This window comes from Kribbella sp. NPDC006257, assembly GCF_040613535.1.
Classification (GTDB): Bacteria; Actinomycetota; Actinomycetes; order Propionibacteriales; family Kribbellaceae; genus Kribbella.
In genome coordinates this window covers 122,445-142,752 of sequence record NZ_JBEXSJ010000018.1, presented here as the reverse complement: position 1 = coordinate 142,752, position 20,308 = coordinate 122,445, and the positions used below count along the sequence as shown (strand labels likewise).

At 67.3% G+C, this 20,308-nt stretch carries 16 protein-coding genes and 1 tRNA gene; 12 read left to right on the top strand and 5 right to left on the bottom strand.

The window, feature by feature from the left end; all coding sequences use genetic code 11:
• Positions 1-24 precede the first annotated feature (24 nt).
• Positions 25-1,587 carry a metallophosphoesterase gene (locus ABZ004_RS22660; protein ID WP_355682422.1) on the top strand — a complete coding sequence of 521 codons (1,563 nt, stop codon included), beginning with the start codon at positions 25-27 and terminating at the stop codon, positions 1,585-1,587.
• Between the two features lie 61 nt (positions 1,588-1,648).
• Positions 1,649-3,091: a pyruvate kinase gene (gene pyk, locus ABZ004_RS22655; RefSeq protein ID WP_355682420.1), complete on the top strand. Its 1,443-nt coding sequence runs from the start codon at positions 1,649-1,651 to the stop codon at positions 3,089-3,091.
• A gap of 75 nt (positions 3,092-3,166) precedes the next feature.
• On the opposite strand, the gene ABZ004_RS22650 is transcribed toward pyk, so the two are convergent.
• A complete protein-coding gene (locus ABZ004_RS22650) occupies positions 3,167-3,748 on the bottom strand; it encodes a transposase (RefSeq protein WP_355682418.1) in 582 nt (193 codons plus the stop codon).
• 211 nt (positions 3,749-3,959) lie between these two features.
• Between ABZ004_RS22650 and ABZ004_RS22645 the strand changes: the two genes are divergently transcribed.
• The 3 genes from ABZ004_RS22645 to ABZ004_RS22635 all read left to right on the top strand — a co-directional run bounded on the left by ABZ004_RS22645 (position 3,960) and on the right by ABZ004_RS22635 (position 5,467).
• Positions 3,960-4,042, top strand: a tRNA-Leu gene (locus ABZ004_RS22645).
• 32 nt (positions 4,043-4,074) lie between these two features.
• Positions 4,075-4,863: a transcriptional regulator gene (locus tag ABZ004_RS22640; RefSeq protein ID WP_355682417.1), complete on the top strand. Its 789-nt coding sequence runs from the start codon at positions 4,075-4,077 to the stop codon at positions 4,861-4,863.
• A 16-nt stretch (positions 4,864-4,879) separates the two neighbouring features.
• Positions 4,880-5,467: a response regulator gene (locus tag ABZ004_RS22635; RefSeq protein WP_355682415.1), complete on the top strand. Its 588-nt coding sequence runs from the start codon at positions 4,880-4,882 to the stop codon at positions 5,465-5,467.
• On the opposite strand, the gene ABZ004_RS22630 is transcribed toward ABZ004_RS22635, so the two are convergent.
• Positions 5,438-5,755 (bottom strand): hypothetical protein, encoded by a 318-nt coding sequence (locus tag ABZ004_RS22630; protein ID WP_355682414.1) that lies wholly within the window; start codon positions 5,753-5,755, stop codon positions 5,438-5,440. The genes ABZ004_RS22635 and ABZ004_RS22630 overlap by 30 nt on opposite strands.
• A gap of 79 nt (positions 5,756-5,834) precedes the next feature.
• On the bottom strand, positions 5,835-8,801 hold the full coding sequence (locus ABZ004_RS22625; RefSeq protein ID WP_355682412.1) for a BTAD domain-containing putative transcriptional regulator: 2,967 nt from the start codon (positions 8,799-8,801) through the stop codon (positions 5,835-5,837).
• Positions 8,802-9,057: 256 nt separating this feature from the next.
• Between ABZ004_RS22625 and ABZ004_RS22620 the strand changes: the two genes are divergently transcribed.
• The 5 genes from ABZ004_RS22620 (at position 9,058) to ABZ004_RS22600 (ending at position 14,962) form a co-directional block, all read left to right on the top strand.
• Positions 9,058-10,302, top strand: a complete 1,245-nt coding sequence (locus ABZ004_RS22620; protein ID WP_355682410.1) for a branched-chain amino acid ABC transporter substrate-binding protein — start codon at positions 9,058-9,060, stop codon at positions 10,300-10,302.
• A gap of 79 nt (positions 10,303-10,381) precedes the next feature.
• Positions 10,382-11,698, top strand: coding sequence for a branched-chain amino acid ABC transporter permease (locus ABZ004_RS22615; RefSeq protein ID WP_355682408.1), 1,317 nt, complete (start codon positions 10,382-10,384; stop codon positions 11,696-11,698).
• Positions 11,695-13,374, top strand: a complete 1,680-nt coding sequence (locus tag ABZ004_RS22610; protein ID WP_355682406.1) for a branched-chain amino acid ABC transporter permease — start codon at positions 11,695-11,697, stop codon at positions 13,372-13,374. Before ABZ004_RS22615 ends, ABZ004_RS22610 begins: the two co-directional genes overlap by 4 nt.
• Positions 13,371-14,249: an ABC transporter ATP-binding protein gene (locus tag ABZ004_RS22605; protein ID WP_355682404.1), complete on the top strand. Its 879-nt coding sequence runs from the start codon at positions 13,371-13,373 to the stop codon at positions 14,247-14,249. Before ABZ004_RS22610 ends, ABZ004_RS22605 begins: the two co-directional genes overlap by 4 nt.
• Complete coding sequence (locus ABZ004_RS22600) at positions 14,246-14,962, top strand: ABC transporter ATP-binding protein (protein ID WP_355682402.1); 717 nt, start codon at positions 14,246-14,248, stop codon at positions 14,960-14,962. The genes ABZ004_RS22605 and ABZ004_RS22600 overlap by 4 nt, the downstream gene beginning before the upstream one ends.
• A gap of 43 nt (positions 14,963-15,005) precedes the next feature.
• Here ABZ004_RS22600 and ABZ004_RS22595 read toward each other — a convergent pair whose 3' ends face one another.
• Positions 15,006-15,746, bottom strand: coding sequence for a DUF554 domain-containing protein (locus tag ABZ004_RS22595; protein WP_355682400.1), 741 nt, complete (start codon positions 15,744-15,746; stop codon positions 15,006-15,008).
• A 159-nt stretch (positions 15,747-15,905) separates the two neighbouring features.
• Between ABZ004_RS22595 and ABZ004_RS22590 the strand changes: the two genes are divergently transcribed.
• Positions 15,906-16,550, top strand: a complete 645-nt coding sequence (locus tag ABZ004_RS22590) for a GNAT family N-acetyltransferase (protein WP_355682399.1) — start codon at positions 15,906-15,908, stop codon at positions 16,548-16,550.
• Here the strand turns inward: ABZ004_RS22590 and ABZ004_RS22585 are convergent.
• The gene (locus ABZ004_RS22585; protein WP_355682397.1) at positions 16,513-16,938 is read right to left on the bottom strand and encodes a hotdog fold thioesterase; all 426 of its coding nucleotides are present in this window, start codon (positions 16,936-16,938) and stop codon (positions 16,513-16,515) included. The genes ABZ004_RS22590 and ABZ004_RS22585 overlap by 38 nt on opposite strands.
• Positions 16,939-17,066: 128 nt before the next feature.
• Between ABZ004_RS22585 and polA the strand changes: the two genes are divergently transcribed.
• Positions 17,067-19,778, top strand: coding sequence for a DNA polymerase I (gene polA, locus ABZ004_RS22580; protein WP_355682464.1), 2,712 nt, complete (start codon positions 17,067-17,069; stop codon positions 19,776-19,778).
• Positions 19,779-20,308: the final 530 nt, after the last annotated feature.

Below are 20,308 nucleotides of genomic sequence, written 5' to 3'. Positions count from 1 at the left end.
ATCGTTCGCAATAGGTTGTAAACCGTGTCTGCTCGGCTGGTGACGAAGGCGCGGCTCCGCAAGGCGGCGCCGTGGGTGGCGCTGGTCGTGCTCTGGGCGGTCGTCTCGGCCGGGGTCGGGCTGCTCGGTTTCGTCAACGACTCCGAGCGGGTCACCATCGGCGCGCACGCCGCCGAGGTCTCGCCGACCTTCGACGGTCACGCGACCCTCGACCTCGGCGCCGTTCTCCCGCGGCTCCGGCTGAAAACCGACCTGCCGGCCGGTCTCGGCCTCAACGTCGACATCCAGGAGACCGACGCCGACAACCTCACCGACCTGCTCAACCGTGACGCGCTGATCGCCAGCCAGCCGGACGGTGAGATCGCCAAGATCCAGCAGGTGATCCAGGAGATGGCCGTCGACAACGCGGTCGCGGGTGCCGGATCGGGACTCCTCGTCGCGGTCGTGGTCGCGACCGCCTGGGCGATGGTCGGCCCGCGCCGGCGCCGGGAGCTCTTCGTCGCCCTGCACAGCTCCGAGCGACGCGTCCAGCACCGGGCATTCGTCGTACTGGTTGCGATGCTCATCACCATCGCGTCGATCTTCGGACCGGGCCGGATGCGCGCCCCCGAGATCGCGCCGACCGTCTGGAAGCCGCTCGCCTCACTGCTGCCGGAGGTCTCTTTCGACCAGCGGCTGAAGGATGTCGAGGTGGCAGCCGGGTTCAACACCACCGGCGGCGTCGGGGTGATCCGTACGGCGGTGCAGACGTACGAGCGGTCGACCCAGTTCTACGGCAAGGTCTTCGACAAGGTGGATATGGTCGGCGGCCGGATCCATCAGGCCGCCGAGGGGGAGACCGTCGCGCTGATGGTCTCCGACCGGCACGACAACATCGGGATGGACCCGATCGCCGCCGAGATCGGCAAGGTGGCCGGCGCCAAGGTACTGATCGACGCCGGCGACGACTCCTCCTCCGGGCAGTCCTGGGAGGGGTTCACGATCAACTCGCTGGCCCAGCACTTCAAGGACCTCAAGGTGGTCGCGGTCGCGGGCAACCACGACGCGGGCGGCTACATCGAGTCCGAGATGCGGAAGAACAAGTTCACGGTGCTCGACAGCAAGCCGGTCGAGGTGGAGGGGATTCGGTTTCTCGGTGACAGCGACCCGACGAGGACTGGTCTGGGGAGCGCCGATACTCCTGGCGACGAGACCACCGCGCAGCAGTCGGTGCGGCTCGCGGATGTGGCCTGCGACCAGCCGGCCGACAAGCCGATCTCGACGATGGTGGTGCACGACCCGGCGTCGTTCCAGGACACCGCCAACCGCGGCTGCGCGAACCTGTTGCTCTCCGGCCATCTGCATCGCCAGGTCGGCCCGGACAGCAAGATCATCGAGGGCCGCTCGGTGACCACCTTCACGAACGGGACCACCGGCGGAGCGGCGTACGCGTTCGCCCTCGGCTACACCCTGCGGCGGCCCGGTGAGGTCACTCTGGTCACCTATGTGAAGGGATTGCCGGTCGGTCTGCAGACCGTCACGGTCGAACTGACCGGCGACATCACGGTCGGCACGTACCGCTCGCTGCCTCCTGACACGGAACGTTAACCGTCCAGTAACGGGGACGCACCAGCTGGCGACTGGTCTTGTAGGAGTAGGGTTTTGTGACGTGCGTCGCGCAAAGATCGTTTGTACGCTTGGCCCGGCTACTGCCGCCCCCGAGCGTGTCCTTGAACTCGTCCAAGCTGGTATGGACGTCGCCCGGCTGAACCTGAGCCACGGCGCCCATGCCGAGCATGAGCGCATCTACCAACGGATCCGCACCGCAGCGGCCGAGACCGGCAAGAACGTCGGCATCCTGGTCGACCTGCAGGGCCCGAAGATCCGGCTGGCCGAGTTCGCCGAGGGCAAGGTCACCCTCACCTTCGGCGAGCGCTTCACGATCACCACCCGGGAGGTGCCCGGTGACGTCACCGTCTGCGGTACGACGTACGACGGGCTGCCTGGTGACGTGAGTCCGGGCGATCAGCTGCTCATCGACGACGGCCGCATCGCTCTGGTCGCCGAGGAGGTGACCGAGACCGACGTGATCTGCCGTGTGGTCGTCGGCGGACCGGTGTCGAACCACAAGGGCATCAACCTGCCCGGTGTCACGGTGAGCGTGCCGGCGATGTCGGAGAAGGACGCCGAGGACCTGCGCTGGGCCCTGCATCTGCCGGCCGACATGATCGCGCTGTCCTTCGTCCAGCGCGCGGACGACATCCGGGCCGTGCACAAGATCATGGAAGAGGAAGGTCACCGGATCCCGGTGATCGCCAAGATCGAGAAGCCGCAGGCGGTCGCCAACCTGGACGAGATCATCGACGCCTTCGACGGCTTCATGGTCGCCCGCGGTGACCTCGGCGTGGAGCTCCCGCTGGAGGAGGTTCCGCTGGTCCAGAAGCTGATCATCGACCAGGCCCGGCTGAACGCGAAGCCGGTGATCGTCGCCACCCAGATGCTGGAATCGATGATCTCCGCCCCGCGGCCGACCCGGGCCGAGGCGTCCGACGTCGCCAACGCCGTCCTGGACGGTGCCGACGCGGTGATGCTGTCCGGCGAGACCAGCGTCGGCCGGTTCCCGATCGAGACCGTCAAGACGATGGGCCGGATCGTGGAGTCGACCGAGGAACACGGTCTGAGCCGGATCAAGGAGTTCGAGTGGGAGCCGAAGACCAAGGGCGGCGTGATCGCCAAGGCGGCCGCTGACGTCGCCGAGGCGCTGAACGCGAAGTTCCTGGTCGCCTTCACCCAGAGCGGCGACACCGCGCTCCGGCTGGCCCGCTACCGCACCGAGATCCCGGTCCTGGCCTTCACCCCGGTCCCGTCGGTCAGCTCCTGGCTGTCGGTGGTCTGGGGCATCGAGACGCACATCGTCCCGACCGTCCAGCACACCGACGACATGGTCCGCCAGGTCGACCAGCGTCTCCTCGAACTCGGCAAACTCGACAAGGGCGACCTGGTCGTCATCGTCGCCGGCTCACCCCCGTCCATCCCCGGCTCCACCAACGCCCTCCGCGTCCACCGCATGGGCGACGCCATCTCCGGCGCAGCCCCCGCCTACCGCGACTGACGAACCAACAAGAAGTGCTAGAGGGTTGTCAGCAACGTCTGCCAACCCTCTAGTTCCATCCGGTCACGCCGTCGGCTACGACTTCGGCCCGATGAATTCGTCCAGCCGGGTGGTCCAGTTCACGACTCGGCACCTGTCGGAGTCGAACAGGCCGCGCAAGAACTCCATCGGATGGACGCGCACGATCTCCTGCTGCCAGTCGTCCAGCTCGATCCGCCGAAGGTGCTTGGGACCAGGCCCGTGCTGCGGAAACAGACAGGGCCAGTGCTTCCAGTAGGAGAGGACGCTGGTGTACCCGACTGCCTGCACCCGATGAACCGGCCGACTTGGGTGTACTGCTGTAACCGCCGCCTCAGCCTCATCGATCAGTCGTGGGTACTTGTCATCACACGCGATCCGCAGCGAATACACGCCCTTCTTCAACGCCGACAGACACCCATCACCCAGATACAACCCGAGCAGATGCGCGAACGGTGCCGCCGGAAGCTTCCCCTCCGAGCACCGAGGACAGTCGTTCGTGCGAACCGCACCGCCCGACCGGTCCCGCCAGTCACGCAGAGTGGCCCGGCTCACCCCCAGCCGCCTGCTCACTGAGTTCAGGCTCTCACCAGCCGTGAGGGCTGCCCGTGCGATCTCGCGTGTCCGCTCGTCGTACATTGCCCAAGGCTCCCAGCATCCACCGACAGGTCCTGGCCATTGCCCGAGGGACCCCGGCACGAGCGAACCCGCGCGAACTGCGCCAACGTTCCCGCGCGATGCCGCCCGCGAAGACCGCCTGCTCTTGTTCGCTTGGGGCAGTCTCGGTGTGTCCCGGTGAGCTGAGGTGAAATCGGACCGCCAAAGAGGTTAGAGTTTCTCCAGCAACCTCGCCGGGTTGGTGGAATGGCAGACACGATGGATTCAAAATCCATTGCTCGCAAGGGCGTGTGGGTTCGAATCCCACACCCGGCACAAACTGTCCGTGCTCTGCTGGAGCATGAGACATGGCTCACTTCAGGTCGCAGGAGACGGTGGACTCCGCGTTGCGGATGTCCGACAACGGGGTCAGTGATCGGGCCAACGCCGAGATCCATGGTGTGGCGATCAAGACGATCAGACGGTGGCGTCGGCAGTATCAGAGGCTGGGGCTGCCTCGAGGACAGGGGTTTGAGCCGACGCCTTGCCCGCGGTGCGATGGGGCTGCGTTGGACGAGTCGGCGTACGCGTTGTTGCTGGGGTGGTATCTGGGCGACGGCCACATCGTCGCGGCTCGGCGTGGGGTCTACACGCTGCAGATCGCGAACGACGCCAGGTATCCGGAGCTGAGTCAGGAAGTCGCGGCGACCATGCGGCTGGTGAAGCCGACCGCGAGTCCGTGTCTGAGGGGGCATGCGACGGCGGCCTGCACCAGGATCGAGGTGCGGTGGAAGCATTGGCCGTGTGTGTTTCCGCAGCATGGGGCGGGCCGGAAGCATCTGCGGAGGATCGAGTTGGTCGACTGGCAGCGGGAGATCGTTGCCAAGTACCCCGAACAGTTGCTGCGGGGGCTGTTCCACTCTGATGGGTGCCGGATCATCAATTGGGCGACGCGGCCGATCGTCGGTGGGGAGATCCGGCGGTACGAGTACGTCCGGTACATGTTTTCCAACGAGTCCGAGGACATCATCGGGATCCTCACGGATGCGCTGGATCTGCTCGGGATTCCGTGGCGGCGGCCGCGACGGAATGTAGTGGCGGTGAGTCGTAAGGAGGGGGTCGAGGCGCTGGATCGGTTCGTCGGGGCGAAGAAGTAGGGAGGGGATCGCTAGGGTGTGGGGTGTGACTGCTAAGCGTGTGGTGATCGCTGAGGACGAGGCGTTGATCCGGATGGATCTGGCCGAGATGCTGGCCGAGGAGGGGTACGACGTGGTCGGCCAGGCCGGCGACGGCGAGGAGGCCATTCGGCTGGCGATCGAGCATCGGCCCGATCTGGTGATTCTGGACGTGAAGATGCCGAAGCTGGACGGGCTGAGCGCGGCCGAGAAGATCGCGGGGGAGCGGATCGCCCCGGTGCTGATGCTGACGGCGTTCTCGCAGCGGGAGCTGGTGGAGCGGGCGCGGGACGCGGGTGCGATGGCGTACCTGGTGAAACCGTTCTCCAAGGCTGATCTGCTGCCGGCGATCGAGATCGCGGCGTCGCGGTACGTCGAGTTGGCGGAGCTGGAGCGCGAGGTCGCCGACCTCGCCGAGCGGCTGGAGACCCGCAAGCTGGTAGACCGCGCGAAGTCGGTCCTGCAGACCAAGTTCGGCCTCTCCGAGCCGGACTCCTTCCGCTGGATCCAGAAGACCGCCATGGACAAACGCGTCTCCATGCGCCAGGTAGCCGAACTAGTCGTCGACGAAGCCGGTACGGCGTAGTACGGGCGGCCGGTACGGCGTGATCTTGGCGGTTCGCCGCTGGAAAGCGGCGGCAGGGAAACGGCAGGTGGGGGCGCCAGACTGGCTGCGGAACGTGTAGGTGACGCGTTCGGCAGGCAGTGGAGGAGAACTGTGCTCGAGAGCCGCCCCGTCGAGAGCCGTCCTGTTGAGAGGTCCCAGCGCGAAAGACGCGAGGCCGACGCGAGCGTCCACAGGAACGTGCCGAGCCGCCACCGGGAGAGCCGGCGCTGGGAGACGTCGTACGGCGGCCCGCGCTCCGACAGCCACCGCTGGCTCCGCTTCCGTTGACACCCGTCGCAGCACCGATCGCCCCGCCGACTTCGCCGCCGACGGAACCACTGGTCGATCAGATCGACGAGTCGCCAGGGCCGTCTGCTGAGCCCGAGGATGAGTGGAGTGCGCCGGCGTTGGCTGCTTGGTGATCTTTGGCGGTGAGGAATTGTTCTAGGAGGTCGTCGGAGGAGGGGAGGTCGGCGAAGAGGATCTTGAAGCGCTGGTGGGCGGCTTCTGCTTCGTCGGTTCGGCCTAGGGCATGGAGGGCCTTGCTGAGTTGTCTTTCGGCGGCTGCTTCGCCGTGGGGGTTTCGGAGGCGACGGGAGATCGCCAGGGCCTGGCGTACTGCCGGCTCGGCCTCGGCTGGCTGGTGCATGCGTAGTAGTAGCTCGGACTTCATCAGCAGCGCGACCCACTCGTCCTCGCGGTTGCCGACCTGACGACAGACCTGCAGTCCTTCGGCGAGCATCTCCAGCGCCTCCTGATGGCGCCCCAGCTGCCCATAGGCCCGTCCCAGCGCCACCAGCGTGATGCTCAGGCCGCCGACGTCACCCTGCTGCCGGCGTACGGCGAGACTGCGCTCGAGGTACTGCATCGCCTGGTGATGCTCACCTGCCTGCGCATACGCCTCGCCGAGATTGTGCAGCCCCATCCCCAGCCAGGACGGCGGCTCGAGGTCCTTCACCAGCTCGATGCTGCGGCCGAGCTGCTCGATCGCATCGGGCAGCCGGCCCATCCGATGGAAGAGCCAGCCGAGGTTGTGGATCGCCCGTGCCTCGCCCTCGACGTCCCCGGTGAGCTGGATGAGCCGCAACGACCGCCGGAGATTCTCCTCGGCCTCGTCGAACCGCCCAGCACGCCAGTTGCAGGTCGCCAAGGACCGAAGTGCCATCGACTCAGCGGTCTGATCGTCCAACCGGCGCGCGGTGGCAACCGAGAGCGTCGCCAACCGCCTGGCCTCATGCCACCGCCCGCGCTTCTGCAAGATCACGGCGACCAGCGGTGTCACCTGAGTGAGCCAGTTGCCCAGCAACTCCGGTCGCTCGGCCGCCTGCGCCGCGAGCGCCACCAGGGTCCCCAGCTCGGCGTCGAGCCAGTCGATGGCGTCGGCGGGGGAGTCCAGCTGCAGAACCGGCGGCGCATTGGTGTCGCGCACGTCCGACCGCGTCCCGTTGATCGAATGGTTGACCTCGGCAACAGCCGTCAGATACCAGTTGTACGCCCGGAGTACCGTCGCGTCCCGAGCAGAAGCGGAATCGATCCGGGTCGCGAGGTCGCGGCTGTACAGCCGGAGCAGGTCGTGCATCCGGTACCTGCCCGGTACGCCGGAGACTTCGAGCAGATGCAGTTCCACCAGCTGCTCCAGAATCCGGGCGGCTTCGTCCGCCTCCACCGAGAGCATCGCGGCCACAACGGGCACCGTGACCTCGGGAGCCAGCAGCAGCCCGATCGACCGGATCGCCCGGGCCGCCGCCAGCGAATGATCGGGATCGTCGCGCCGATCCTCACTCTGCAACTGCCGATAGCTGCTGTCGAACGACGACCGCACCGACAGCTCATCCGTCTCCTGCCACTGCCCAGCCTGAAGCTGCCGCGCGACGGTCGCGATCGCAAGACTGGGACTACCGGCCAGCCGAGCTCCGACCATCCGCAACGCCAGCGGACTGTGCCCGCACCAACGAGCAACCTCAGCCGCGGCATCGGACTCGGCAAGCACGCGATCGCGTCCGGCAAGCAACGACAGCAACTCGATGGCCTGAGCAGTATCCAGCGGCGTCGCTGCCACCTGCACAGCGGGCAATGTTGTTAGTTGCTGCCGGCTAGTAATCAGTACTGCGCATGTCGAGCTGGCCGGGAGCAGCGGCATCACCTGCTTGATCCCCGCCGCGTTGTCCAGCAGAAGCAGCATCCTGCGTCCGGCGAACTCGGTCCGGAACCTGGCGGCGAGCTCACCCTCGTCGCTCGGCAGATCAGCTTCGGGCGTCCGTGCCCGCAGGAACCGCCCGAGCACGTCGACCGTGGTCAGCGGCTCCAGCCCAGGACTCGAGCCCTGCAGGTCCACATAAAGCTGCCCGTCGGGAAAGCGGTCGCTGACCAGGTGCGCAGCGCGGATCGCCAGCGTCGACTTCCCGACTCCACCGGGTCCATGCAAGGCGACGACGACCGGCGCCTGCCGAGGCCCGCTGCGGTTGTCCAAGGCCTGCACCAGCGTTTCGAGCTCAGCCGCACGGCCCGCGAAAGTGACGATGTCCGGCGGCAACTGGCGGGGCGCGCGATCAGGCTCTTCCGTAGTACCGGCGGATTCGGCGAGGAGTGCGGCGTGTAGCTCGCGCAGCCGGGGACCAGGGGCGACGCCGAGTTCGTCGTCCATGACCTCACGCACCGTCTGGAAGGCGGCCAGGGCCTCTGCCCGCCGGTCGGACCGGTACAACGCCTCGATCAGCTGCTCCCAGAAGACCTCGCGCAGGGGGTACTCGTTCGTCAACGCCCGCAGCTCGGCGATGACCTCCGCGTGCCGGCCGAGCAGCGACTCCACTTCGACCCGTCGCTCGATCACCTGCAGGCGTTGCTCGGCAAGCCGCGGCACTTCAGTGAGCTGGAGCCGCTGGGAAGGGATGTCGGCGAGCGGAGCACCTCGCCAGAGCGCGAGCGCCTCGGCCAGCGAGGAGGCCTCCGACGCGAGGTCGCCCTGCTCGCCGGCGCGCCTGCCGCGGAGTACGAGGTCCTCGAACTGGTGCAGGTCGATCGCCTCCGGGGCGACCTCGATCAGGTAGCCGTCCGCCGCGGTGCGGATCAGCTCGTCGCCGCCGATGCTCTGGCGGAGGCGCATCACGTACTGGTGAACGGTTGCCCGCGCAGTTCCGACCGGCTCCTCGCCCCAGAGCCGATCGATCAATTCATCGATGGAGACCGGCCGGTTCGGCTGCAGCAGCAGGGACGCGAGGATCACCCGGTGCTTGCCGGCCCGGACCGGCACGAGTCCGCCCCGGGAGCGCACTTCGAGCGGTCCGAGCAGTCCGAACCGCAACTGTGCTGTCATCCCGCCCTACTCGCCTGGAAAGCCGAGCCAGCATCCTATGCGAATCGACGGACAGCGTCGGGATCCTCGACGCAGCGTGACGAGGCGCACGTTGTCGCCGGGCCTGCACAGCTACAACTTGGCAGGACGATCCTTACCAGGGTAACGACCTCACAACACACGCTCCGTCACGTTCGCTTGGAGAGCCGCCGGAGGTCTAGCCTGCGGGTGCTCGCGGCAAACGCGGGGGTCCGGTCATTTGCCGGACCATCCAGACATGGGAGGAACAGTGCAGCAGCGTTCCGTAGTACGGGTCGGCGCGACGCTGATCGTTGCGTCGTTGGCCCTGACTGCTTGCGGTTCACGCAATAGCAACGACAGCGGCGGCGACAACTCCACGAGCACCAAGACCGCCAAGATCGGCGTGATCGCACCCTTGTCGGGCGACCTCTCCGCGCTGGGTCTGGGCATTCAGCACTCCGTCGAGCTGGCCGTCAAGCAGGCCAACGACTCGGGCGCGATCCCGGGCTGGAAGCTCGAGGTTGCTGCCAAGGACGACGAGGGCAAGCCGGAGCCCGGTAAGAACGCGGCGACGTCGCTGTCCTCCGACAAGGACGTGATCGGCGTGGTCGGCACGCTGAACACCAGCGTCGCGCAGCAGGTCACCCCGGTGCTCGCGCCGAAGAACATCGTCCAGGTCTCCCCGGCCAACACCGGTCCCGGCCTGACCCAGGGCGCCCAGTGGCAGACCGCCCCGAAGCGGCCCTTCCCGGTCTACTTCCGGACCTGCACGACGGACGCCGTCCAGGGCCCGTTCGCTGCCCGGTACCTGTACGAGACGGCGAAGATCACCAAGGTCGCCACGATCCACGACAAGAAGGCCTACGGCCAGGGTCTGGTCGGCACCTTCACCGACGAGTTCAAGAAGCTGGGCGGTACGGTCGTCGCGGCCGAGACCGTGAACCCGGACGACACGAACTACCAGGCTGTGCTCTCGGCGATCAAGCCGTCGGCGCCGCAGGCCATCTACGTGGGCAGCGAGTACCCGGTGGTCGGCCCGCTCTCGCAGCAGGCGAAGGCCGCCGGCCTCACCGTCCCGGTGATGGGTGGCGACGGCATCTACGACCCGAAGTACATCCAGCTCGCCGGCAAGAACAGCAACGGTGACCTGGCCACCTCGGTCGGTGCCCCGGTCGACGCGCTGCCGTCGGCGAAGAAGTTCGTCGCCGACTACGCCGCGCAGGGCTACAAGGAGCCCTACGCGGCGTACGGCGGTTACTCCTACGACGCGGCGAACGCGATCATCGCTGCGCTGAAGGTGTCGCTGAAGGACGCCAAGGACGTCGAGTCCGCCCGCCAGGCGACCGTCACCGCGATGAGCAGTGTGTCGTTCGACGGCGTCACCGGCAAGGTCGCGTTCGACCAGTACGGCGACACCACGTCCAAGGTGCTGACCGTCTACAAGGTGGACGGCGGCAAGTGGGTGACCGTGGAGACCAAGGACTTCGCGGCCAGCAAGTAGTCGACCTGATGACCTCGGGGGTGGGACCCACGTCCCACCCCCGAGTCATGTCGGAACTGAAAGCAGTTGGGAGGTCGACGTGGACCAGTTCTTCCAGCAGCTCGTCATCGGGCTGACCCTGGGATCGCTGTACGCCCTGATCGCGGTCGGGTACACCGTCGTCTACGGAATCGTGCAGCTCATCAACTTCGCCCATGGCGAGGTGTTCATGATCGGTGCGTTCGGCGCACTGACCACTTATCTCTTGTTCTTCAACGGTCATACCTCGGTCTGGATCCTGCCGGTGATGATCATCGGCGCCATGGCGGCGTCGGTCGGGACCGCGGTGCTGATGGAACGTGTCGCGTATCGTCCCCTGCGGAACGCGCCACGGCTGGCCCCCCTGATCACCGCCATCGGCATCTCGGTCTTCCTGCAGGAGTTCATCCGGCTGTTCTACGAAGAGCCGGCCTGGACGATCTTCGCGGTGTCCGGGCTGACCATCCTGGTCACCTACCTGATCGGCGCGCGGTTCAGCAAGGTTCCGCTGGACCACCCGATCACCAGGTGGCGCGACCGCGCTCCGTTGTTCGCGGCAACGGTCTTCGCGCTGGCCGTGTGGATGGTGCTCCGGCTGCTCGAGCGTGACCTGTCGGTGCTGATCACGCTGGCGGCGGTCGTCGGCGGCCTGATCGTCGGTACTGCGGCCGGCTGGCTGGTCGCGGCCGGTCTGACCGGTCAGGACCGGGCCAGGGCACTGGTGCAGCCGGTCGCGATCGTCGCGGTGGCCACCGGCGTACTGCTGGAGATCTTCTGGCTGTTCTACAAGGAGGTCATTGGCAAGGTCGAGTGGCCGAGCGCGAAGCTGAAGATCCCGTTCCCGCAGATCGACGTGGTGACCGGTCAGGCGTTGGAGATCGGTGGCATCACCGTCCAGCGGCCGGCCATCTTCACGATCGGCGCGCTGGCGATCTGCACGGCGCTGCTCTGGTACTTCGTGAACCGGACCCGGCTGGGTCGGGGCATGCTCGCGGTCTCCCAGGACCCGGACACGGCGCGCCTGATGGGCATCAACGTGGACCGCATCATCGTGATCGCGTTCGTTCTCGGTGCGGTACTGGCCTCGATCGCCGGCGTCGCGCAGGGCGTGCAGGACAGCAACATCGGCTACCGGATGGGCTTCCTGGCCGGTCTGAAGGCGTTCACCGCGGCCGTGCTCGGCGGCATCGGCAACATCCAGGGCGCCGTCGTCGGTGGTCTGGTACTCGGCGTCGTCGAGTCGATGGCCACGCAGTACGTGCCCGGGCAGTTCGGCGGTGGTTCCTGGAAGGATGTCTGGGCCTTCGTCATCCTGATCCTGGTCCTGGTCTTCAGGCCGCAGGGTCTGCTCGGAGCAAGGGTGGTGGACCGCGCATGAGCGACGTGAAGACGACAGAGCCGGGCCGGCTGGCCTGGTCGCTGGGGGTCGCCGGTGTGGTGCTGGTGATCGCCGGCTCCTTCCTGTCCTGGAGTTACGACCGGAGCATCCTCGGGGACCTGTCGATCATCGGCAATCCCGGTGGCCTGCAGCGGCTGACGATTCTCGGTGCCGTGCTGGCGCTGCTCCTGCTGCTGACGGTCAAGGGCCCGCTGACCCACGGGCTCGGCCACTGGCTGGACGCGACCCTGGGCCTGCGAGCCTTCGGGATCGGCCTCACGCTGTACATGGTGCTGGTCCTGGTCGCGGTCGGCAAAGAGTCCTCCGGCCTGATCAACGTCGACCCGGGGGCGTATATCGCCCTGGTCGGATCGATCCTGTTGCTGGTCAGCTCGCGGATGCTGCCGTTGCGGCAGCTGAAGGACCTGAGCAAGGCGAGGGCACCGGGCTGGGCCGAGATCCTGGCCATCGCGGTGACGATGGCGGCGTTCCTGTTCGGCGCGGCCTACGCGCTCGGCCTGGGCGATGCGTGGTCGTTCATCCTCTGCCTGGTCTTCTACGCCGCGGTGATCACGGCGCTCTTCCGGACCGGCACGCTGAGCTGGTTCGGGCACGTCGCCCAACGCAACAAGAAGGTCCTCACGCTGGCGGCGTTCGTGGTGGCGTTCTTCTTCCCGTTCACCCAGAACGGGTCGGACGCGAACATGTCGATCGCGACCCAGGTGCTGATCTTCGCGGCCACCGCGATGGGCCTGAACATCGTGGTCGGCCTGGCCGGCCTGCTCGACCTCGGGTACATCGCCTTCCTCGGTTCCGGCGCGTACGTCGCCGCGATGCTGTCCGAGTCCGCGTTCGCGACGATCCACTGGCACCCGCCGTTCCCGGTCGTGGTGCTGCTCGGTGCCTGTGTGGCGGCGACCCTGGGTCTGATCATCGGTTCGCCGACGCTGCGGGTCTCGGGCGACTACCTGGCGATCGTGACGCTCGGCTTCGGTGAGATCTTCCGGCTGTCGATGGGGAACCTGGACGGCACCAACGGTCCGCTGCTGACCAACGGCCCGAACGGCATCCCGGGCATCCCGGAGCTGGAGATCGGCGGGTTCAACTTCGGTGACACGCACACCGTCGCCGGGATCGAGCTCGGCCGGTTCTCGAACTACTACTTCCTGCTGCTGCTCCTGATCGGTTTCGTGATCCTGGTCTTCGCCCGGATGAACGACAGCCGGATCGGGCGTGGCTGGGTGGCGATCCGGGAGGACGAGAAGGCCGCCGAGGCGATGGGTGTGAACGTCTTCGGACTGAAGCTCCTCGCCTTCGCGATCGGTGCCTTCCTGGCCGGCCTGGCCGGCACCATCAAGGCTCACCAGGACGCCGCGGTCAGCCCTGACCAGTACGTCTTCCTCGAGTCGGCGTTCCTGCTCGCGGCGATCGTGCTCGGCGGTATGGGCACCATCGCGGGCGTCCTGCTGGGTGCGACGATCCTGAAGCTGCTGCCGGAGAAGCTGCGGTTCTTCTCGGAGTACCGGCTGTTGATCTTCGGTGCGACGCTGGTGCTGATGATGCGATTCCGTCCTGAAGGACTGGTCGCCAGTAGACGCAGGCAGCTGGAGTTCCACGAAGAGGACGAGGCGCTCGCGGTGGCCATCGAGAGCGAACTGGTCGAGGAGGCGAGATGACGGTCACGGATACGCCGGCCAGCCCGGCGCGCGCGATCGGCGCCCCGGTCCTGGAGGCCTCCGGCGTCACCATGCGGTTCGGTGGTCTGCTGGCGGTCAACGATGTGAACCTGACCGTCCGCGAAGGCGAGATCGTCGGTCTGATCGGTCCGAACGGGGCCGGCAAGACGACGTTCTTCAACTGCTTGACCGGCCTCTACAAGCCGACCAGCGGCCAGGTCAGGTTCGCCGGCCAGCCGCTGGCGCCGAAGCCGCGGGCGGTGGTGCGCGCGGGGATGGCCCGGACGTTCCAGAACATCCGGTTGTTCGCGAACATGACCGCGCTGGAGAACGTGATGGTCGGGCGCTACTGCCGGACCAGCTCGGGCGCGATCACCTCGATCCTGCGCGGGCCGAAGTTCCGTCGCGAGGAGGCGGCCACCCGGGCGCGTGCCCAGGAGCTGCTCGAGTTCGTCGGACTCGGCAAGTCGACCGAGTACCTGGCGCGGAACATGCCGTACGGCGACCAGCGGCGGCTCGAGATCGCCCGGGCGCTGGCCACCGACCCGAAGCTCATCCTGCTGGACGAGCCGACGGCCGGTATGAACCCGCAGGAGACCCGGCAGGCCAGTGACCTGATCTTCAAGATCCGGGACTCCGGGCTGTCGGTGGTCGTGATCGAGCACGACATGCGGTTCATCTTCAACCTCTGCGACCGGGTGCTCTGCCTGGTCCGCGGCGAGGCCCTGATCGAGGGCACGCCGGGTGAGGTGCAGTCGGATCCGCGGGTGATCGAGGCCTACATCGGCACCGGCGAGGACGACGACGATGACGTGGACGTCACGACCGCCCGGGTCCAGGACACCACGGTGGCCGAAGAGGAGGGCCAGGCATGACCGCGATGCTCGAGGTCAAGGACCTGGAAGTTGCCTACGGCAAGATCGTCGCGGTGAAGCGGATCAGCTTCTCAGTCGAGCAGGGCCAGGTGGTCTCGCTGATCGGCACGAACGGTGCCGGCAAGACGACCACGCTGCGCACGATCTCGGGTCTGCTCCGGCCGACGTACGGCGAGATTTTGTTCCAGGGTCAGCGGATCGACCAGGTACCGGCCCACGAGATCGTCACGATGGGGCTGGCGCACTCACCGGAGGGCCGGCGGATCTTCCCCCGGCTGTCGGTGGAGGAGAACCTGCTGCTCGGTGCGTTCTCGCGCAACGACCATGCGGCGATCCGGACCGACCTGGACGCGGCGTACAACCTGTTCCCGATCCTCGGGGAGCGGCGCAAGCAGCCGGCCGGGACGTTCTCCGGTGGTGAGCAGCAGATGCTCGCGATGGGCCGGGCGATGATGAGCAAGCCCAAGCTGTTGATGCTGGACGAGCCGTCGATGGGTCTGTCGCCGATCATGATGAAGCTGATCATGTCGACGGTCACCGAGTTGCAGAAGCAGGGCACGACGATCCTGCTGGTGGAGCAGAACGCCCAGGCGGCCCTGAAGCGGGCCGACTACGGCTACGTGCTGGAGGTCGGCAGGATCGTCCTGTCGGGCACCGGCCGCGACCTCCTCACCAACGACGAGGTCCGCAAGGCCTACCTCGGCGAGGACTAGCAGCTAGTTGCTGGAAGCCCCGATCCGCTCGGATCGGGGCTTTTCAGCGTCTGATGACCACCAGGAGCTGGACGAGGAGCGGCGCGACGATCAGTGCGGGGAGGAGGTCGGCCACGGCGATCTGCTTCAGCTTGAGGAGCCGGAGCGCCACGCCTATCAGCAGCAGGCCGCCAGTGGCGCCTAGGGCCGTCACGTGGGCGTCTGGGAGTACGTCGCCGAGGACGGCACCCACCGCGGTCATCAGGCCCTGTATGACGAGCACGACGACCGCCGAGGCCGCGACACCCCAGCCCAGCGACGCGGCGAAGGCGATCGAGGCGAAGCCGTCGAGCACGGACTTGAGGAAGAGCTGGTCCGCGCCCCGGCCGAGACCGTCCGACAGCGCACCCAGGAACGTCAGCGGTCCGACGCAGAACACCATCGACGCGGAGACGAACCCTTCGACGAAGGTGCTCTCGCCGTCGCCGCGGCTGAACCGGTGCTGCATCCAGGCGCCGAGCCCCTCCAGCCGCTGCTCGATCCGTAGCAGCGAGCCGGTGATCCCGCCGATCAGCATCGCGCCCAGCACGATCAGGACGGGAGCACTCGAGCCGACCGCGTCGCTGAGCACGTGATCGCCGACGGTGAGTGCGGAGGTGATCGCGATCAGCAACGTGACCAGGCCGAGCGCGTCGGTGACCAGGTCCCTGGTGCGCTGGCTGAGCCGATGGCCGATCAGTACGCCGAGCACCGATCCGGTGAGGACGGTCGCGACGTTCACGACAGTCCCGATTCCGATGAACAAACCTGGTCTCCGATCGCCGGCTGTGACTGCCGGTGTGGGGGCTGTAAGGTGCGCACGTCACTGCTTTGAAAGTGACACCGGAAGCCCTACTGTTGCGCGGGGATGAGCGTATCCGCCCATCCTGTTCACCTCGGGGGTGGACCAGACCAGGAGGCCGACGTGGCACCACTGATCGAGGTGCGCGACGCTCGCCCGGACGACGCGGACGCCTTGGTGACGCTGTGGCGGGAGATGGCCGCCGGCACCGGACATCAGTCCAGGCTGCTGGCAGCGCCCACCGCGGAGTCGGCCCGGTCGTCGATCGAGCGGCAGCGCAACGATCCCTTCGGGCGGCTCGTCGTGGGGGAGATCGACGGTCACCTCGGCGGGATGGCGTACCTGCGCCAGACCCCGATCAGCCCGTTGCACGACGAGGTCACCGTGACGGTGGAGTACTTACACGTCAGCGATCACGCCCGCCGGCATGGCCTCGGCAAGGCGCTGATCGCCGAAGCAGCCGGCTGGGCCGAGCACGAGAACTGCCCGCACCTTGCCGTCGTCGCTCCCGCGGTTGCCCGCGAGGCCAACCGGTTCCTGGCCCGGCTAGGACTAGGACAGGCCGCCGTACTACGGATCGCCGGCACCCACACCGTCCGGCGGCGCCTGGCTGCCGAGCACGCCCCGAACCTGCTGGCCCTGCTCTCCTCGCGCCGCTCGGTGATCGCGCGCCGCGCCCAGCTCACCAGGTCGCCGCTGACCGACGACCCGGCGTACGCGGGCAGTGAACTCAGGATCCCGGCGGAGCCTGAATCAGCTGGCACGTGATCCGCGCCGTACAGACCCGCTTGTCGCGCTCGTCGGTGATGACGATCTCGTACGACGTGGTGGTGCGGCCCAGGTAGATCGGCTTCGCGACACCGGTGACGACACCGTCGCGGACGGCGCGATGATGGGTGGCGTTGATGTCGACGCCGACCGCGACCTTGCCGAAGTTGGCCGCGTGCAGCGCGGACCCGATCGAGCCCAGTGTCTCGGCGAGCACGCAGGAGGCGCCGCCGTGCAGCAGGCCGTACGGCTGGACGTTGCCCTTCACCGGCATCGTCGCGACCACTTGCTCGGGCGAGGCCTCGGTGACGACGATGCCCATCAGCTCCAGCAGGGTGCCCTCGGTCTGCATCCCGGCGGGCAGGTCCGCGGCGTTCTCGTCGCTCACTTGGTGTCTCCTCAGCTTCTTGTGCCCTGTCGTTTCGAAGACTACGTGAGCGCCAGTGTCCGCGTGTAAGAACTGTCGGCGGGACCCACTAGAGTCGGTACGTGGCTCCTGAAACTGACTCCTCGACGTTGACCAAGGACCCCGGTACGGCGGTGGCCGAGCCCACCACCCGGCCGCGGATCCTGCTGCTGGACGGGCACTCGCTGGCCTACCGGGCGTTCTTCGCGCTACCCGTGGAGAACTTCTCCACCACGACCGGGCAGCACACCAACGCGGTGTACGGGTTCACCTCGATGCTGATCAACATGCTCCGCGACGAGCAGCCGACCCACATCTGCGTGGCGTTCGACGTGTCCCGCAAGACCTTCCGGTCCGAGCAGTACACGGAGTACAAGGCCGGCCGGTCGAAGTCGCCGGACGAGTTCAAGGGGCAGGTCTCGCTGGTCAAGGAGGTGCTGGAGGCGCTCCGCATCCCGACCACCGAGATCGACGGCTGGGAGGCCGACGACGTCATCGCGACGCTCGCGACCCAGGCCGACGAACAAGGCTTCGAGGTGCTGATCAGCAGCGGCGACCGGGACTCGTTCCAGCTGATCAACGACAACATCACCGTGCTCTACCCGAAGCGCGGCGTCTCCGAGATCGCCCGGATGGACCCGGCTGCCGTCGAGGCGAAGTACGGCATCCCGCCGCGGATGTATCCGGACCTGGCAGCGCTGGTGGGGGAGAAGAGCGACAACCTGCCCGGCGTCCCGGGGGTCGGCGACAAGACCGCCGCGAAGTGGCTGAACCAGTTCGGTTCGCTGAACGACCTGATCGACCGGGTGAACGAGATCAAGGGAAAGGCCGGTGAGTCGCTGCGCGAGCACCTGGCCGACGTGATCCGGAACCGGCAGATCAACGAGCTGGTCCGCGATCTGACGCTGGACGTCTCGGTCGACGACCTGGTCCGGCACCCGTGGGACCGCGACAAGGTGCACACGCTGTTCGACAGCCTGGAGTTCCGGGTGCTGCGCGAGCGGCTGGTCGCCGAGCACGAGCAGGTCGAGGAGACCATCGAGGAAGGCTTCGACCTCGAAGGCACCCAGCTGAAGCCGGGCGAGGTGGCCGGCTGGATCAAGGAGCACGTCTCCACCGGCGCCCGCACCGGTGTGGCTGTGCAGGGTAGTTGGGGACGTGGCACCGGCGAGATCACCGGCCTTGCTCTGGCGACCTCGACCGGCGCGGCCGCCTGGTTCGACCCCGCGACGCTGACCGCGGACGACGACTCTGCCTGGCAGTCCTGGCTCGCGGATCCCAAGCAGCCCAAGGCTCTGCACGACGCGAAGGGCCCGCTGCTGGGGTTCCTCGAGCGCGGCTGGAAGCTCGCCGGCCTGACCTCGGACACCCAGTTGAGCGCCTACCTGGTGCGTCCCGACCAGCGTTCGTACGACCTCGCCGACCTGACTGTGCGGTATCTCAAGCGTGAGCTGCGGACCGAGGAAGCCGAAAACGGGCAGCTGAGCTTCGACGACATCGAGGGCGGGCCGGCCGCCGACGCGACGATGCTGCGAGCGCGCGCGATCGCCGACCTGGCCGACACCCTCGACGCGGAGCTCGAGAAACAAGCCGGTACGGCGTTGCTCGCCGACGTGGAGTTGCCGCTGATCGACGTGATCGCCGACGTCGAGCGAGTCGGCATCGCGGTCGACCGGGCGTATCTCGAGCAACTCGAGGAGCGCTTCGCCACCGGCGTACGGGATGCGGCGACGTCGGCGTACGAGGTGATCGGTAAGGAGATCAACCTCGGGTCGCCGAAGCAGCTGCAGGTGGTGCTGTTCGACGAACTGCAGATGCCGAAGACGAAGCGGACCAAGACCGGGTACACGACGGACGCGGATTCGCTGCAGGCGTTGTTCGAGAAGACCGAACACCCGTTCCTGGCCTACCTGCTGGCGCACCGCGACGCGACCCGGCTGCGGCAGACCGTCGAGGGGCTGCTGAAGACGATCAGCGCGACCGACGCGCGGATCCACACCACGTTCAACCAGACGATCGCGGCGACCGGGCGGCTCAGTTCGACCGACCCGAACCTGCAGAACATCCCGATCCGGACCGAGGAAGGTCGCCGGATCCGGGAGGCGTTCGTGGTCGGCGAAGGTTTCGAGGCGCTGATGTCGGCCGACTACAGCCAGATCGAGATGCGGATCATGGCGCACGTATCGGAGGACGCCGGGTTGATCGACGCGTTCAACTCCGGCGAGGACTTCCACTCGGTCACGGCCGCGCGGGTCTTCTCGGTCGAGGCGTCCGAGGTGACGCAGGAGCAGCGCGCGAAGATCAAGGCGATGAACTACGGGCTGGCGTACGGCCTGTCGGCGTACGGCTTGAGTCAGCAGCTGAAGATCGGCGTGGACGAGGCGAAGGGCTTGATGGACGAGTACTTCGAGCGCTTCGGCGGGGTCCGCGACTACCTGCGCAGCATCGTGCTCGAAGCCGGCAAGAGCGGCTACACCGAGACGATCCTCGGTCGCCGGCGCTACCTGCCGGACCTGACCAGCGACAACCGGCAGCGCCGCGAGATGGCCGAGCGGATGGCGCTGAACGCACCGATCCAGGGTTCGGCCGCGGACGTCATCAAGATGGCGATGCTGAAGGTCGACGCGTCGCTGCGCTCCGAAGGCCTGAAGTCCCGGATGCTGCTGCAGGTCCACGACGAACTGGTCTTCGAGATCGCCCCCGGCGAACGCGAAGCCCTGGAGAAGCTGGTCCGCCGCGACATGGGCAACGCCGTCGAAATGGCCGTCCCCCTAGACGTCTCGGTCGGCATAGGCCGCACCTGGCACGAAGCCGCCCACTGACCGATGCCCGACGAGCACGAACCACTCCACCCCGGAGGTCGGCCTGGTGGGCCGTCTCCGCTGGGGGATTGTGCTGGTCGAGCCGGCGGGTATCAAGGGCGCCTTCGGCGTCCCTGCGGGATCTTCGACCTTTGACACCCACCACCTCGACCAGGGAAAGACGCAACTACGCGAATCCCGCCAGACATGTGAGCCGGGAGCAGGTGACGCCGAAGCCGGTCGGGTCGAGGGGAAGGGCCGCCGACTCGACTCCACCCGCACCGGCTGGTCGGTCCGCGGCCCCGGGAACCAGGTTGAAGGGCCAAACGGTCGCCGCCCGCTCAACCTGTTCGACCTGCGACTGTCCGGCGCCAAGAGGGCCAGCCAAGAGGCGGCCTCGCTCCCGGTGCTGGGGTTCACCCCCTCCTCTAGCAGGGGGCTAAGCACCACAAGAAGAGCGGAGAACACCCGGAGAGCCGGGCACGCCCGCGGAGGAGGGAACCCGGGCGTAGGGAAGGCGGCGAATGGGGTTCCATCACCACCGGCGTACC